Origin of the sequence: Pedobacter westerhofensis (assembly GCF_900182595.1) — a bacterium.
In the GTDB taxonomy this organism is placed as follows: Bacteria; Bacteroidota; Bacteroidia; order Sphingobacteriales; family Sphingobacteriaceae; genus Pedobacter; species Pedobacter westerhofensis.
Genome location: NZ_FXTN01000016.1, coordinates 15,724 through 31,254 on the forward strand (window position 1 = coordinate 15,724; position 15,531 = coordinate 31,254).

Annotated in this window: 9 protein-coding genes; 5 read left to right on the forward strand and 4 right to left on the reverse strand. The window is 41.9% G+C overall.

Annotated elements, in window-relative coordinates:
* Positions 1 to 11: 11 nt before the first annotated feature.
* On the reverse strand, positions 12 to 3,560 hold the full coding sequence (locus tag FN831_RS25055; RefSeq protein WP_221931407.1) for a SusC/RagA family TonB-linked outer membrane protein: 3,549 nt from the start codon (positions 3,558 to 3,560) through the stop codon (positions 12 to 14).
* A 26-nt stretch (positions 3,561 to 3,586) separates the two neighbouring features.
* A complete protein-coding gene (locus FN831_RS25060; RefSeq protein ID WP_142530960.1) occupies positions 3,587 to 4,555 on the reverse strand; it encodes a FecR family protein in 969 nt (322 codons plus the stop codon).
* 232 nt (positions 4,556 to 4,787) lie between these two features.
* Here FN831_RS25060 and FN831_RS25065 point away from each other — a divergent pair, with 232 nt between their 5' ends.
* On the forward strand, positions 4,788 to 5,696 hold the full coding sequence (locus tag FN831_RS25065) for a class I SAM-dependent methyltransferase (RefSeq protein WP_142530961.1): 909 nt from the start codon (positions 4,788 to 4,790) through the stop codon (positions 5,694 to 5,696).
* A 7-nt stretch (positions 5,697 to 5,703) separates the two neighbouring features.
* Positions 5,704 to 7,008 carry a M28 family metallopeptidase gene (locus FN831_RS25070; protein WP_142530962.1) on the forward strand — a complete coding sequence of 435 codons (1,305 nt, stop codon included), beginning with the start codon at positions 5,704 to 5,706 and terminating at the stop codon, positions 7,006 to 7,008.
* Positions 7,009 to 7,039: 31 nt separating this feature from the next.
* Here FN831_RS25070 and FN831_RS25075 read toward each other — a convergent pair whose 3' ends face one another.
* Complete coding sequence (locus FN831_RS25075) at positions 7,040 to 7,579, reverse strand: RNA polymerase sigma factor (RefSeq protein ID WP_142530963.1); 540 nt, start codon at positions 7,577 to 7,579, stop codon at positions 7,040 to 7,042.
* Positions 7,580 to 7,691: 112 nt separating this feature from the next.
* Positions 7,692 to 8,948, reverse strand: a complete 1,257-nt coding sequence (locus FN831_RS25080; RefSeq protein WP_142530964.1) for a YdcF family protein — start codon at positions 8,946 to 8,948, stop codon at positions 7,692 to 7,694.
* Between the two features lie 319 nt (positions 8,949 to 9,267).
* Here FN831_RS25080 and FN831_RS25085 point away from each other — a divergent pair, with 319 nt between their 5' ends.
* The 3 genes from FN831_RS25085 to FN831_RS25095 all read left to right on the forward strand — a co-directional run bounded on the left by FN831_RS25085 (position 9,268) and on the right by FN831_RS25095 (position 15,518).
* On the forward strand, positions 9,268 to 10,452 hold the full coding sequence (locus tag FN831_RS25085) for an ROK family transcriptional regulator (RefSeq protein WP_142530965.1): 1,185 nt from the start codon (positions 9,268 to 9,270) through the stop codon (positions 10,450 to 10,452).
* A 135-nt stretch (positions 10,453 to 10,587) separates the two neighbouring features.
* Entirely contained in the window at positions 10,588 to 13,917 is a 3,330-nt protein-coding gene (locus tag FN831_RS25090) for a SusC/RagA family TonB-linked outer membrane protein (protein ID WP_142530966.1), read from the forward strand.
* Positions 13,918 to 13,940: 23 nt separating this feature from the next.
* Positions 13,941 to 15,518 (forward strand): SusD/RagB family nutrient-binding outer membrane lipoprotein, encoded by a 1,578-nt coding sequence (locus tag FN831_RS25095; RefSeq protein WP_142530967.1) that lies wholly within the window; start codon positions 13,941 to 13,943, stop codon positions 15,516 to 15,518.
* Positions 15,519 to 15,531 lie beyond the last annotated feature (13 nt).

Below are 15,531 nucleotides of genomic sequence, written 5' to 3' on the forward strand. Positions count from 1 at the left end.
TATACCGATGATTAGAATGTTACTTTAAGTCCCAGGGTGAAAGTTCTTGCCAAAGGATAGTTTCCGTAATCAACACCTGGTGCTAAATTCGCTGTACTGGTTTTTGTGCTGCTGTTTGTTGCTGCAATATTGTAGTCTACATCAGGGTTATAACCTTTATATTTTGTCAGTGTAAAAGCATTGTCTACTGAACCATAAACCCTGATATTCTGGACTTTCAAACGGTCGCTCAGGCTTTTAGGAATGTTATAGCCCAATGTAGCGTTGGTCATTCTCAGATAAGAGCCGTCCTGCAGGTAGAAAGAAGAAAGCCTTGTACTGTTACTTTGCGTACCGCCACGTGACGGACGATAATTCAAACCGCTTCCAGGCTGTGCTTCAGAAACATACCTGTCAGCAACTTCAACGTACTGGTTTCCTGACCCTTCAAAGTTGTACAGGTAATAATCCTGTCCGTCTAACACTTTGTTACCGTACGAACCATTGAATGAAGTACGGAGGTCGAATGATTTGTAAGAGAATGACAAGGCAAAACCATAAGTAAATTTAGCGTATGGACTACCAATTACCTGTTTATCAGAATCATTTACCACACCATCTTTGTTTACGTCTTCAAAATATAAGTCGCCTATTTTTGCCGGGTTGGTTGAAGCAGATGAAGATGCTACTTTACCCACATTGTCTGCAGTTAATCTTCCCAGCACCTTGTAACCGTAGAACATACCAATTGGTTGTCCCTCTGCAGTTACGTGAGTGAGGTAAGAACGTTCAGCACCTGTAGTATATATCGTGCTGGCACCTCCAAGGTCTAACACTTTATTTTTGTTAAATGAGATATTACCGCTGGCACCAAAAGTAAAGTCCCTGCCTTTAATGATAGTTCCGTCCAGCTGGAAGTCGAGACCTTTGTTCTGAACCTTACTGTCATTTAAGTTTGTAAGGATACTTGAATAACCGGATACTCCAGAGATTGGCTGAAGGAACAACAGGTTATAAGATCTGCTCAGGTAATAGTTAACACTGAAGGACAAGCGGTTTTTGAGTACTGAAATATCAGTTCCCAGGTTATATTGCTGGGTAGATTCCCAACCGATATTGGCATCTTTGATCGTGTTTGGATAAACCGCAGAAGATACTCCCGAACCAAATACTACACCGGTTGGTGATCCCTGCGTTTGCACTGAGTTGTATTGTCCGATATTGTTATTTCCACTTAAGCCCCATGAAGCCCTGATTTTAACAGAAGATTGCTGACCAAGGAAATCATTGTACCAGTCTTCCTGAGACAATGTCCAGCCTGCTGCCACTGAAGGGAAACTACCCCATTTGTTTAAAGCACCGAACCTTGATGAACCATCTTTACGGAATGAGCCCGTCAGGAAATACTTACCGTTGTAGTTATAGCTGAAACGGCCAAAATAAGAAAGTAAAGTAGATTTGTCTTTGTAAGCATCCGATAATGTAAACAGCGAAGGATCAGCACCCTTGGCCGTAATCTCAGGAACGTTATCATTTGTAAAACCTTTGGCTGTTAACCAGATGAAATCGTTGCTGGTTTCCTGGGCAGAATAACCTCCCAATACATTGAAGTGATGTTTACCTATAGTCTTGTCGTAGTTCAGCGTGAACTCAGCAAGCCTGTCTAACTGTGTAAGTGTTTTTGCCTGCGCATTTGCCGCAGCAATAGATGATGCAGAATATGGGGGATTGCTACCGCCGTTACTTAAACTTGTTGGCAGGTAATAATCATATTTTTCATTGTAAAGCTGCGTACCCAGGTTTGCTTTGAATGTTAAACCATCCATGATATCATACGTTGCATAGGCATTGTAGTTATTTCTGTAGCCCTGTCTTGTGATCTGTGTCTGTTCTGCAGAAGCAATCGGGTTTTCAATTCCCTGGTAACCATATTGTGTTGCAAGGGCATTCTGTGCATATTGAATAGGAACGCCATTTGCATCACGCGCCGGCAAATAAGGCAGATAAAGCAAGGCAGACATCATCGGGCTGAAACGGCCTTCACCAACTTCATGTCCGTTAGTTTGCGTGTATGCAATGTTTGCGCCCACTTTCATGCGTTTGCTCACATTCGCTTCAACGTTAGTCCTAAAATTTACTACTCTATTGGACGTGGCGGTAACAATACCGTCCTGATCCTGGTAGCCGCTGCTCACAAAATACTTGATGTCTTTAGATCCGCCGGAGAATGACAGGTTATGACGTTGAAAGAATGCATTCCTGTATAACTCATCCTGCCAGTCTGTGTTGGTAGTTGGTGCGATCAGTGATTGGGTAGCAAAGTTATAAAGGGCAGGATCAATACTTACAGATCCGCTGTTACCTACAAGCGCAACCCTTGTAGCGTTGGGATCTGAGTACATGGCATCTGTCCATGTTTTTCCTGAATTGACTACTAAATCTTTATAGGCGTTATTATGTGAATTTATTGTCAGTTCGGCAAACTGGGTAGCGTTTAACAATTTAATTTTCTTCGCTAACTGAGATACGCCCATCTGAACATCATATTCAAATTTGCCTTTACCGTCTTTTCCTTTTTTAGTAGTAATCAATACTACACCACTGGCGCCTCTTGATCCGTAGATCGCAGCCGAAGCCGCATCTTTAAGGATATCGATCGTCTCGATATCTTCAGGATTTACGAATACGTTATTTCCTGCAGGATATCCGTCGATTACATACAAAGGATCTGAACTTGCGTTTAGCGATCCGATACCACGAACACGGATTTTTGTACTTGCATATGGAGCACCACTGGTTTGGGAAACCTGTACACCGGCAACTTTACCTACCAATGCCTGTCCTACAGTTGGGGCCGACAAGTTCAGTTCCGAAGCTTTTACGCTGCTGATTGCACCTGTTACATCGGCTCTTCTCACTTTCTGATAACCGATCGCTACAACTTCCTGAAGAGAGTTGCTCGCTTCCTTCATTCTGACGTTTACTACTCTCTGATCATTGATCAGCACATCTTCCCTGTCATAACCAACATAGTTAAAGCTCAGTTTAGCACCTGAAGTGGCGTTGATTGCAAACTTACCGTTTACATCAGTACCTACTTTTCTGCCCGAGGCAATGTCAATAATAGTTACGCCCGGAAGCGGGATACCGTTCATGTCCGTTACCGTACCTGAAACTGGTACATCTACTGCAGGCTTAGTGCTTTTCACAGGGGCTACAGCAACTTTGATTTGCTTCTCTACATTGATGAGCACATGGTTATTGTCCACTTGTGTTACACTGCCTTTGTAGTCTTTCAAAAGTGATCTCAAAACAGCATAGACCGACTGGTCTTTAACAGTTACTGAAACTCTTTTTTTAGTATCAATTACATTATCGTAACCGATCAGGAAACTTGATTTTTGTTCGATCAGCTTAAAAACCTCTTTTAGTGTCAGGTTTTTTGCAGTGAAAGAAACATTGGTATTGTTCATCGTTTGTGCTTCTGCTGCAAAACCCGGAAGGCTAAACTGGATGAAAAAGATGGAAGCTAAGAGTAGTTTAGCCCACCTCGAAAAAGGGATCAGATAAAATTTTCGCATTTTTTGATTTAAGATTACAAGGAGTTTTAAAATTGATTTTTTGGATTAATTATTACTTTTCTTCCGTTCATAGTATAAGTCATGCCCGTCAGTGCAGACAGCACATTCAGCACCTTATCAGGCCGTTCATTGAAGAAACTTAAGGTATACCGTTTGGTGTCCCGGTGATTTGCGTTGAGTGTAACATCAAGATTGTACCAGCGGCTGAGCATCCTGGCAATTTCTTCATAAGAAGCATTATCAAAATTCAGATGATTGGTACGCCAGGCACTGATAGAATCGATATTCACGGTAGTTAATCGGTGACTGTCTTTCACTTTATCATAAACCAGCGCCTGGTTATGTGTAAGTGCTTTTGCATATAATTTTGCTGCGTCTGGTTTCTCTACTTTTACCCTGCCCGTGGCTACACTTACTTTTACATGTTCGTCTTCCGGATAGGCCTTGATATCAAATGATGTGCCCAGCACAGTGGTCTGCAGTTTGCCGGAATGAATGATAAAAGGTTTACTGGCATTGTGGTGTACCTGGAAAAAAGCTTCACCACTTAATTTCACTTCTCTCTTTTGTGCATCAAAACGCGAAGAGATGAACACACTTGAACCTGAGTTAAGGAATACTGTAGTTCCGTCTTTTAAGGTGACTTCTTTCTTTTCACCTTTCAGCGACCTGATTTCGGTAAAAGTTTCGGGCTGTATTGTTTTTTTGCTGAACTTATTCCTGATGAAAAGGCCTGATCCCAGCAGTGCAATGAACATCGCAGCCACCTGCATCCAGCGGAAGTTCAGCTTCCGTGTGATTACAGGCTCATCAGCCAGCATCGCCGAGATCCTTGCATCTAAGTCTTCGAATACCGAAGTTTCCTCGTTGCGGCTTAGCATCCTGCCTTTTTGCCCATAGTGGCTTTCAAACCAGGTTTCTACCAACTGCCGTTCTGCTGCAGTTGCCGTCCCTTCCTGGTAACGTTTAAATAAAGATTTGATATGATCGTCCAAAACTGTGCTTTATTAGAGCTCGCGTTCAAACACAGAATGTCCTTTAAGGAATTGTTAAGTTTAGATTAGGTTTTTGTGCACCCAGGATGATATAGGGAAACCTGCAATCAGTATTATAGAAATGGTGGCCTGCAATTACAGCGAAAAAAGAATTTCAACTGTCAAAGTGTAAGTAAATTGATTTTAATTAAAATAAAAGTACATTTGTTTTCAACAATTTCGCAAAAGGTATATGTTTCAGGAAGATAGTTATAACAAACATAGTGCGTGGTATAATACGCATTTCCCGACTGAAGAATTAAAAAAGGATTATTTTCAAAAATTTAAGGGCTCAGACCAGAATACCATTAATAACTGGCTGCAGAAAATACTATTTTCCTGTGTTGATCCTTTGCTTTCAGCTTCTGTGGCAAGCTGGCTGACCGTGGGCGATGCATACGGACTGGACGCGCATTATATTTGCAATAACAGTTCAGATCACAGTGCGCATGCAAGTGACCTCAACAGTGATTTTCTTGAAGTATCCCAAAAAGAAGGTTTTGTAAACAGCTATTCTGCTGAAAATGCCGAAAAACTATCATTTGAGAACAACTCTTTTGATTACGTTTTATGCAAAGAATCTTATCATCACTTTCCACGACCATATATGGCCGTTTACGAAATGTTGCGGGTAGCAAAAAAAGGTGTTGTAATTATTGAACCGCAGGATCCCATTTCAAAGATGCCCGCATTATTGTTTATGAAAAATATTCTTTCTGCAATTGGCGATAAGACTGCAGGGAAAATCTGGAAAAACAGATTTTCCTATGAGCCGGTTGGAAATTTTGTATACAAAGTTTCTGAGAGGGAGTTTGAAAAATTAGCCGCCGGCATAAATTTACCCTTTGTGGCATTCAAAAAAATCAATCCTAATTTCTATTTCAAGGGAGCTGAAACTGCTCCCGCAAAAAGTAGTAATCCACAGTTTCGTAAATTAAAATTCAGGAAGAGCATATTTGATACACTTGTTAAACTTGGGCTGATCTGCAGCCAGGCCTTAGGTACGATTATTTATAAAGAAATGCCTTCCGAAGAAGAAATTCTGCAATTGGAAGCGGCAGGATTTCATACGGTAAAAATTCCGGCCAATCCATATCTTTAGGACGATTATGTTCAACCCATTCATAAAACACCTACAGGCAACTTTTTTAGTTTGTTTGCTGGCTGCTGTTCATGTATCAGCGCAAGTTGCCGATTATGGGCACAGTATCGTTAAGAAACTGGCATCGCCTGAGTTTAAAGGACGTGGTTATGTAGAAGACGGAGCAAAAAAAGCTTCGGTATTTATTGCCGGAGAATTTGCGAAGGACGGCCTGATCCCTTTCAATTCAGGATCTTATTTCCAGGACTACCACCTTTCGGTAAATACTTTTCCGGGAAAAGTATTTGTTCAGCTGGACCGGAATACGCTCAAAACTGCAGTGGACTATCTGGTGAGTGCCTCCAGTCCTTCTGTAAAAGGAAAGTTTAACGTTATCACGGCAGGCAGGCATGAACTGCTCTCCGCTGAATCAGCAGCTATATTAGCTTTAAGAGCTAAAGACGCCTTTATTTTACTGGACAACAGGCCAGGCGTAAATGAAACACCAGAAGAAACTTCGCGTATTAAAGAAAATGTGCAGCGCCTGGAATACGATGAGCAGCTTGTTTTTAAAGGATTGCTGATCTTTACCAGCGACAAGCTCACATGGACTACAGAAACCTACCAAAGCAGCAGGCCGGTAATCACCATCAATAAAACGGGCCTCGACCTGAAAAGTATTCATGAGCTCAATATAGAGGTTGAGGCCAACCTGGTTCCTGATTACCAGCCGAGGAATGTAGGAGGAATAGTTAAAGGTACTGCGGTGCCGGATTCTATGCTTGTGATAACCGCGCATTACGACCATCTGGGCATGATGGGCAAGAAGGTTTATTTTCCGGGGGCGAACGACAATGCCAGCGGTACTGCGCTTATGTTAAGCATGGCCCGGTATTACAGCAAACATCCAGGCAAATATACGATGGTATTTATTGCCTTTTCAGGTGAGGAGATTGGTATGCTGGGCTCACAGGCCTTTGTTGACCAGCCATTGATTGATCTGAAAAAGATCAGGTTCCTGACAAACTTCGACATGGCCGGGACTGGCGAAGAGGGAATCAGGGTGGTTAACGGCAGCATCTACAAAAACAGGTTTGATCAGCTCGTGAAACTCAATGACAGCTACAAACTACTGCCTAAGGTGGATATCCGCGGAGAATCCTGCAACAGCGACCATTGCCGGTTCTATCAGCGCGGCGTTCCCAGTTTCTTTATTTATACCCAGGGAGGCATCAGGGCATATCATGACATATATGACCGGGCAGAAACGCTTCCGCTAACTGCATTTGAGAATTATTTTAAACTGATGCAGAAATTCTTTGATCAGCTATAAAGCTTTGATCAGCGTTAAGGACTGCAGGTTTTTATTTCAGCAGAAAAAGGAATAATGCGAATATCTCAGGGTGGTTCTCCTTTAAGATGATCCTTAATCGTTTTAGCGCTTCGGAAATATTATTGCGTACTGTTTTCTCTGAAATATTAAGCAGGTCAGCGATTTCCCCGTTTTTCTTCCCCTCATTTTTGCTCAGCTGGTAACACTGGCGGGTAGTATCCGGAAGACGGTCTACGATCACATTGATCTGCTGGTGCAGTTCACGTGCCATTGTATTTTCTTCAGCAGAATGATCAAGCTGATTTAATCCTTCGAGCAGGATGCCTTCGTTCTTTAGCTGGATATTCTTTTTTCTGAAAGCAGAGATCACCTGGTTCCTGGCGAGCACATACAGGTAGGGCTGCATATCGCGGATCGTATGGAGCATATCCCTTTTGAGCCATAACTCGATAAATATCTCCTGCACCACATCCTTCGCATCTTCCAGATCAGGAAGACGGAGGTTCACAATTGCAAAAACACTTTTCTTATGTTCCTGGTAGAATTCCTGAAATAAGTCTTTGTCCATCATGATATTTGTTCAACCTCCCCTTTGCGGTCAAAAGTAGGCTTATCGTATATTCATGAGATTACCCTAATGTTAAGAATAGGTTAAACACCACTGACAGACATATCGATTCCGCTCAGGGATCCATTGGCTCATCGAAATCGATTTGCAGCGATACCGGAAGCGGATAAAATTCTGCTTCAGTGTCTGACAGTCTCTTTCCATTGAGATAAGGGCTATAACCGAGTTCTTTTTTGGATCGTGCCGGCACCACATCTGTGATATAGTAGCTCTGTGATTTTGCGGTAGAGGTGATACATGGTTTATCCATAGGGAAACCATATCTGAAAACCAGTCGCGCACAATTACGCAGGTTTGTAGTGGTATGACGGGCATGCGGTTCCGCTAGTATTGCATATTCCGGTATATGAAGTACCTCCATCAGGAATTTCTTCATTTCCAGCGCTTCGTTAAATTTGGTTTTAAAAGGATGCACACATCCTCCCGAAACCATAATAAAAGGTGCAGCGCCATTATTGTACTGTAATGCCGCAAGCCGGCATCTTAGCATTCCGCCAGCACTAAGAGCGACATCTTTTTCCTCCGGTCCCTCTCCGGGAACAAGGATGAGGGTATATTTATACCGCGACCATTTTAATTTTTTCGCATACTCCAGCGCTGCCTTGTTTACCGTTTCTGTCATCGGCTCGGCATCAGCTACCTGGTTACGCTCGTTCATTTCCAGACCATGTAAAGCAAACAATAGCCCGGGCGAAAAAAACAGGTTATCCTTTTTAGCTTCGCTTAACGAGAGCGCAGCATTTAGAGCAATCAGCTCCGGATAGCTTTTATCCCTGATATTGAAATTAATGGAATCGATCGCAGGATAGTTTGGCTTTTGTCCGCCGTTATAGACACCATTGGTGTGATTAACTGCTTTTGCATCCTGCTCCCAGGCTTTGATCAGCAGTTGGCGGTTATCCATATCCGCATATAAGCTGTAGCAGCCCGATGGAACCAGATGCATGCTAACCAGTTTGCCTAATTCATTATCTGCCCGGTACAGTTCCCCCAGTCTTGTGCCTACCTGTTTGATGTCGTCGTCAGAGAACTCTGCTGCCCTGATATAACAGCCAATATCTTCACCACAGTTTTTGACAGCCTCCGCCAGTTCAACCTGTTTATCGTTTCCAATTTTTGATAATACCTGATCAGCTGACAACAATTTCTTCAGTTCGGGAATATGGCCAAACAACGTGAGCAAATAGTAATTTTTGGAAGCCACATAATCGCCTCCGCTAATTAATTTATACTGAGGGTCTGCTTGCGGTTTCTGGGCAAAACAAGTGATGGAGGAGTAAAAGCAGATCAGGAAAAGGGCAATAGATTTCATGCGCTAAAAATAGCAAATGAGAATATAAAAAGATGTTAATTCCGGATGAACGTAAGATTAAGATTTTATTGTGCATCAGCCCTGATTTTACAAAAAAATGCGTTTGGTTCATCATAAATTAACATCAAAATACAGCGTTACAACACCAAAAATTTTATAAATCATCAAAAAATAAGATTTAAAATCAAAATGAAATATTGCTATTGACTGAAAACAAGCAACTTATAATAATTTTTATTTCTAAAAAAAATATTTTAAAAACTAACCTAAAAATTTTAAAGTGTCAATTTTGTTTTCTAGTTTTAGAAAAAAATTAACGATGTCGACTCTCACTCTCACATTATCCGACGCACATCTGTCTATCATTAAAGCGATATACTTTAATAGGTTAGTCAGTTCTTTGGAGATCAGCAAAGTCACCGGAGCGAGTATTCCTACGATCACCAAACATATTGAAGAACTGATTTCAGGAGGATGGATTGTTGAGAAAGGTTTTGCGCAATCTACCAGTGGCAGAAGGCCGGTGGTGTATTCACTGGTGTCCGACAGGAACTACATTCTTTCGGTAGCGATGGACCAGTTCTATACCCGAATGGTGATCGCAGACCTGAGCGGAACTTTTGTTACAGAGATCGCTGAAACAGAAATCAACCTGAATGATGATCCCTCTGCTTTAGAGAAGTTGATTGCAGACACAAACACATTTATCGAAAATTCCGGGATCCAGCGGGGTAAGATCTTTGCGGCCGGAATATCCATGCCAGGTTTTGTAGACGTACAGGACGGTAACAACCGCAGCTTTTTACACACCGAAGAGATCACCCTGCGGGATAAATTAACTCAGGATCTTGGTTTACCGGTTTTTATCGACAATGACTCCAGCGTAATTGCCCTTGCGGAACTGAAATTTGGTATCGGTAAAACCAACAGCGAGGCTATGGTGATTAACCTGAGCTGGGGTATCGGATTGGGGATGATTATCAATAACAAGATCTACCGGGGCTTCAAAGGATATGCAGGTGAGTTTAGTCATATTCCGATCTTTGATAATGATAAGATCTGCAGTTGCGGCAAAAGAGGCTGCCTGGAAACACAGGCTTCACTGATCACCATCGAAGACAGTGCACTGGAGGAGATCAATAACGGCGCATTTACCAGCCTTAAGATTGAGAACGGCAAGGTTGAGATTACCGCGGTGATTGCAGAAGCAATGAAAGGAGATTCATTGTCTATCAAACTCTTATCCTATGCAGGATATCAGATCGGCAGGGCAATCGCTATTTTGATCCATATCTTAAACCCGGAGAAGATTGTTTTGAGCGGTCGCGCCAGCAAGGCAGGCAAGTTCCTGTTGCCCCCTGTTCAGCAGGCCATCAACGACTACAGTATTCCAACAATCACTGAAGGTACCGAAATCATTATATCTAAAATGGGCTTCGATGCCCAGCTGGTTGGCTCCGCAGCTCTTGCTATTGAACATATCAGTAAAGAGTTTTTCGTATAAACCGCAGTTCACTTAGCAATTACATTAGTCAGAATACCCCTTCAGCCCCCTCATTGCCAATACATTACCCAAATAATAAATAACCAATCAACACAATCCTTTAACTAAATCAATTTATCTAAACAATCAAAAAGTATGCAAAAATTTTACATGTTTTTTAAGTGTACATTAGTGCTGACGCTGGTTTTTCTGGCAAATGCTGCTTTTGCACAAATCACTGTTACCGGAACGGTAACTGATGACGTTGGTCCCCTACCCAATGTAAGCGTTATCATTGTAGGAAAGTCTGCCGGCACACAAACCAATGCCAGCGGAAAGTTTACCGTCAGCGCAGGAAAAGGTGATGTACTGAGATTCAGCGCGGTAGGTTTTGCAGCCAGACAGGTTACTGTAGGCGATCAAACTACCATTAATGTCAAACTGGCTGAAGACAACAGTCAGTTAAATGAGGTTGTAGTAACAGCTTTCGGTATCAAAAGAGAAGCTAAAGCTTTAGGTTATGCATCAAGCACAGTTAGTGCAAAGGAACTGACTGAAGCGGGTAACACTAACTTTGCTTCCGCATTGTATGGTAAGGCGGCTGGTGTGAAGATCAACACCTCTCCAGGTGGTGCCAGTAGTGCGGTAAACGTACAAATTCGTGGTATCAACTCCATTAACTTTAACGCACAGCCATTATATGTTGTGGACGGGGTTATTTTGAGAAATGGCACAAATGGTAGTGCGGCAGGTCCTAATAATGGTGGTTTCTATGATGATCAGCGCGTTAGGGGAAATGGTATCCTGGATGTAAATCCTGAGGACATTGAGAGCCTGACAGTACTTAAAGGTGCAAGTGCAACAGCGCTTTACGGATCTGACGCAACTGCAGGTGTAATCGTAATTACAACTAAAAAAGGTGTTAAAGGCAAAGGGCTTGGAATTGATTTCAATTATTATGGAACAATTGAAAACGCTGCATTTTTACCTGATTACCAGAATGTTTACGGCCAGGGTTATGACAGAGCGACAAATCTTTCAGTTGGCGCACTTGAAGATGGTACTTTTGCAGATGCAGCATCACCAGCTGGGTTCCGTCCAAATTTCAGAGCCTATAACAACTTTGGACCTAAAATGGAAGGCCAGCAGGTAAGATGGTGGGACGGTTCAATTCGTGCATACTCTCCACAACCGGACAATTACAAAAACATCTTCAGACAGGGTTATAGCTCTTTAGCCAATGTTTCAATCTCAAGCCAGTCTGATAAAGTTGATTACCGTTTATCAGCTTCGCGTTTGGACTACAATGGTATCCAACGTGAATCTAACCAAAAGAAAAACACTTTTGCTTTAAACAGTACGATTCACATCTCTCCTAAAGTGAGTATTGACCTGATCGCGAATTACGTGAATACCATTACGCATAACAGGCCATATCTGACAAACAGACTTGCTGCCTCTTATGATGGTTTCTTTGGAAGGGAAGAAGATACAAATCTGATCCTCGAAAAATTCCAGACATCAGCAGGTTACAAATGGGTGCCTTTTAATCAAACGAACAGAAACCCGGCTGAAGCTTTCACTTTTAACGTAAGGCCAAACCTGTATGACTATTTCTGGAGTACTCAAAAAAACACTTACGATGAAAACGAAAACCGTTTATACACCAGTGCCTCGCTAAACTGGTCAGTGGTTAAAAACCTGAAATTCAGAGGCCGTATCGGTAATGATTATACAGGCAAAAACATCGAAGACAGACAGTACAACGAATATCCTGTTGCGTTCAACAATGGAGTAAGTACTGGTTCTTATGGTGTTACAAAAGGAATCTATTCCATTGTATATGCAGATGCATTACTTACTTATGAAAATAAAATTGCTAAAGACCTTAACTTTTCTGCAAGCGGTGGTTTCACAACACGAAAAGAGCGTTACAATGATCAGTCTTCAAGCACCAGCAACGGATTGGTTATTGAGAACTTCTTCTCATTAAGTAACTCAACGGGTATCCTGAATACATCATCTTCCAGAAAAGAGCTGACTAAATATGGTTATTTCGGTATTTTGAACTTCAATTACAAAGATTACCTGTTTTTAGAAGGTACGGCACGTAACGAATCCGCTTCAACTCTTCCAACAGAGAACAACACATATTTCTACCCTTCTGTAAATGCAGGATTTGTGTGGTCTGACGCTTTTAAAACAAGTATGCCATCCTTCCTTAGCTTTGGTAAGCTGAGAGCCTCTTACGGTGTCGTTGGTAATCCAGCAGACATTTATTCTTCCAACGTTCTCTATTCGTTGCGATCGTTACAGACGGTTACCGGTTCCGTTCCTCAATCGCAAATTGACGCTTCCTATGGAAACAGTACTTTAAAGCCTGAGAAAAAATATGAAAAAGAATTTGGTATCGAAACCAGAATGTTTAAAAACAGGTTTGGATTTGATCTGACATATTACAATAACAGGATCAAAAACATCATTCTGGATTTAACAGTTGCACCTAGTACTGGTGCTGGTTCACAAATTGTAAACATTGGTGAAATCGGGAATAAGGGATGGGAACTTGCGCTGAATGGAACGCCTTTAACAGGTGCCTTTAAATGGGATGTAAGAGCAAATGTTGCATTAAATACGACTAAAGCTTACTCATTAGGTAATGGCATTACCGAGATTGGTGTATATTCTGCAGAAAGTAACGCAATTAAAGTTGTGGTTACCCCTGGTGAAAAATTAGGTACAATCCTGGTTAATCCGTTACAAACTGATGCCAGCGGCAGAAACGTGATCAGCTCTGATGGTTTCCATGTGGTTGATGCGTCACGCTATGTCAAAGCGGGACAGGTACAACCTGGTGTAACCGGTGGTGTTGCAAATACATTTGGTTACAAAAACTTCTCCCTGAACGTGATGGTAGATTATCGCTTTGGAGGTCAGTTGGTGTCGTCTCCGCAGAAATATGCATTGGGAGCAGGTATGTATAAGAGCACACTGAAGTACCGTGATACAGAACATGGTGGCTTAACTTACTATGTAAATACTGCTGGTACCTATGCTCAGATTCCTGTTACACAAACTGCTGGTCCTAATGGCGAAAAAGTATACCATGATGGTCTGATCCTTCCGGGAGTATATGCTAACGGACAGCCAAACACGACAATCATCGATGCAGCAAACTACTATGAAAATGAATTTGCTGCCTCAGCAACCTCAAACAATCAGGAAGGAGCTATTTATGATAACAGCTTTATCAAATTGAGAGAAGTAACTTTAGGTTATACTTTACCTAACAGCATTTCTAAAAAAATGGGTATGTCTAACCTGAGAATTTCATTAGTAGGAAGGAACCTGTTGTATTTCTGGAAAACCCTGAAAAATCTTGATCCTGAAACTGTGGTTGGTAACCAATGGTACAAACAGGGTGTGGATGAAGGATCTTTACCAGCAACACGCAGTTATGGTTTCTCTATCAACGCTAAGTTTTAATTCACGATCTTAAAATTATCAAAATGAAAAAAGTATTCTTAAACATATTTCTCCTGCTTTTCATTGCAGCTACCTTTAGTGCCTGTAAGAAAACCCTGGAAGAACAATATAATAACCCTGAGCAATCGTCGGTACAAAGTATCCCGACCTTTTTTACCGCATTACTGAACAATGACCGGATCAGACCGGCATACTGGAATGTACGTACTTTCCTTTTGGTACAACCAGCTGTTTATTCACAAACAGCTTCATACTACAATTCAAATGATTCATACAAACAAAGCGACAGTTATATTAACCAATACTGGAGTGATTTCTATTACAGCGCTGGAAATGGCAGTGGCCCAATGGCTTTATATCGCCAGATGGAAACAACCTACAAAGCACTTTCGGCTGCTGATCAGGCAAGTCAAAGGGTATTTATGGAAGCTGCAAAAATTCAGTTGATTGATCAGGCAGCACAAATGGTAGATCTTTGGGGCGACATTCCTTACTCTGAAACAGGTAGCCTTGAAACATCAAGTACCATCGTTAATCCAAATTTTGACGATCAAAAGGCTTTGTATACTTCTTTCATCAGTGATTTGGATGCATCTGCTACATTTTTCGCTTCAGCAACCACCAATGCTTCATTTACAAAACAGGACATTCTGCTTGCCGGAAGTACAGACAAATGGAGAAGGTATGCAAACTCACTTCGCTTACGTCTATTGATGCGTATCTCCAATGTTGACGAAGCAACGGCGAAAGCTGCTGTAGGTACCATGCTGGCCAACAGTGCGCAATATCCACTGCTTGATGGTGGAAATGTGGCTGCGTACAGCCCGGCTACAAGTGACGTGTTGTTAACACCATTGACTACGAATAACGACAACCTGAACAGTGCATTAACCGAAATCAATAGCTTTTATGCAACTGATTTCCTGTTAAACAAGGTATTGCTTCCTGCAAATGACCCAAGGATTCCGGTAATGTATGATAAGTACGGAAAAACTGTGAATGGTACATTTGTGCCAAACAAAACTTTCAGGGCTATGCCTATCACTTATACAACTGGTCAGACTGACACGGCCTACACATCGTATTCAATCCTGGATTCAGCAACATTCCTTCAGAATAAAAATCTGCCCGGAATAGTTTTCACAGCAGCTGAAACCAACTTCCTGAAAGCTGAGGCTTTTGAAAGATGGGGCGGTGGTGTAGCACAGACTGCTTACGAAACAGCAGTTAAGCAATCTGTATATTTCTATTATTACCTGAACAGCCTGGGCAAAGGATCAACTGTTACACCTACTGATGTAACGACTTTCCTGACTGCTGCGAACGTAGCGTACACAGGTTCAAGTGCGGATAAACTGACTAAAATTTACACCCAGAAATGGGCAAGTTTCAGCTTCCTGCAAAGCAAACAGGCCTGGGCGGAAGTGAGAAGAACAAAAATCCCTGCACTTACCTTCCCTTCTGCCGGTAAACTGAACGGATTTGAAACTCCGCCTGCAAGGTTATTATACCCAACTTCGGAGATTCTTAACAACAGCAATTACTCTAAAGTGAGACCAAAAGACACCAGATTAACCAAAATATTCTGGGACGTAAAATAAATATCCTTCTGGA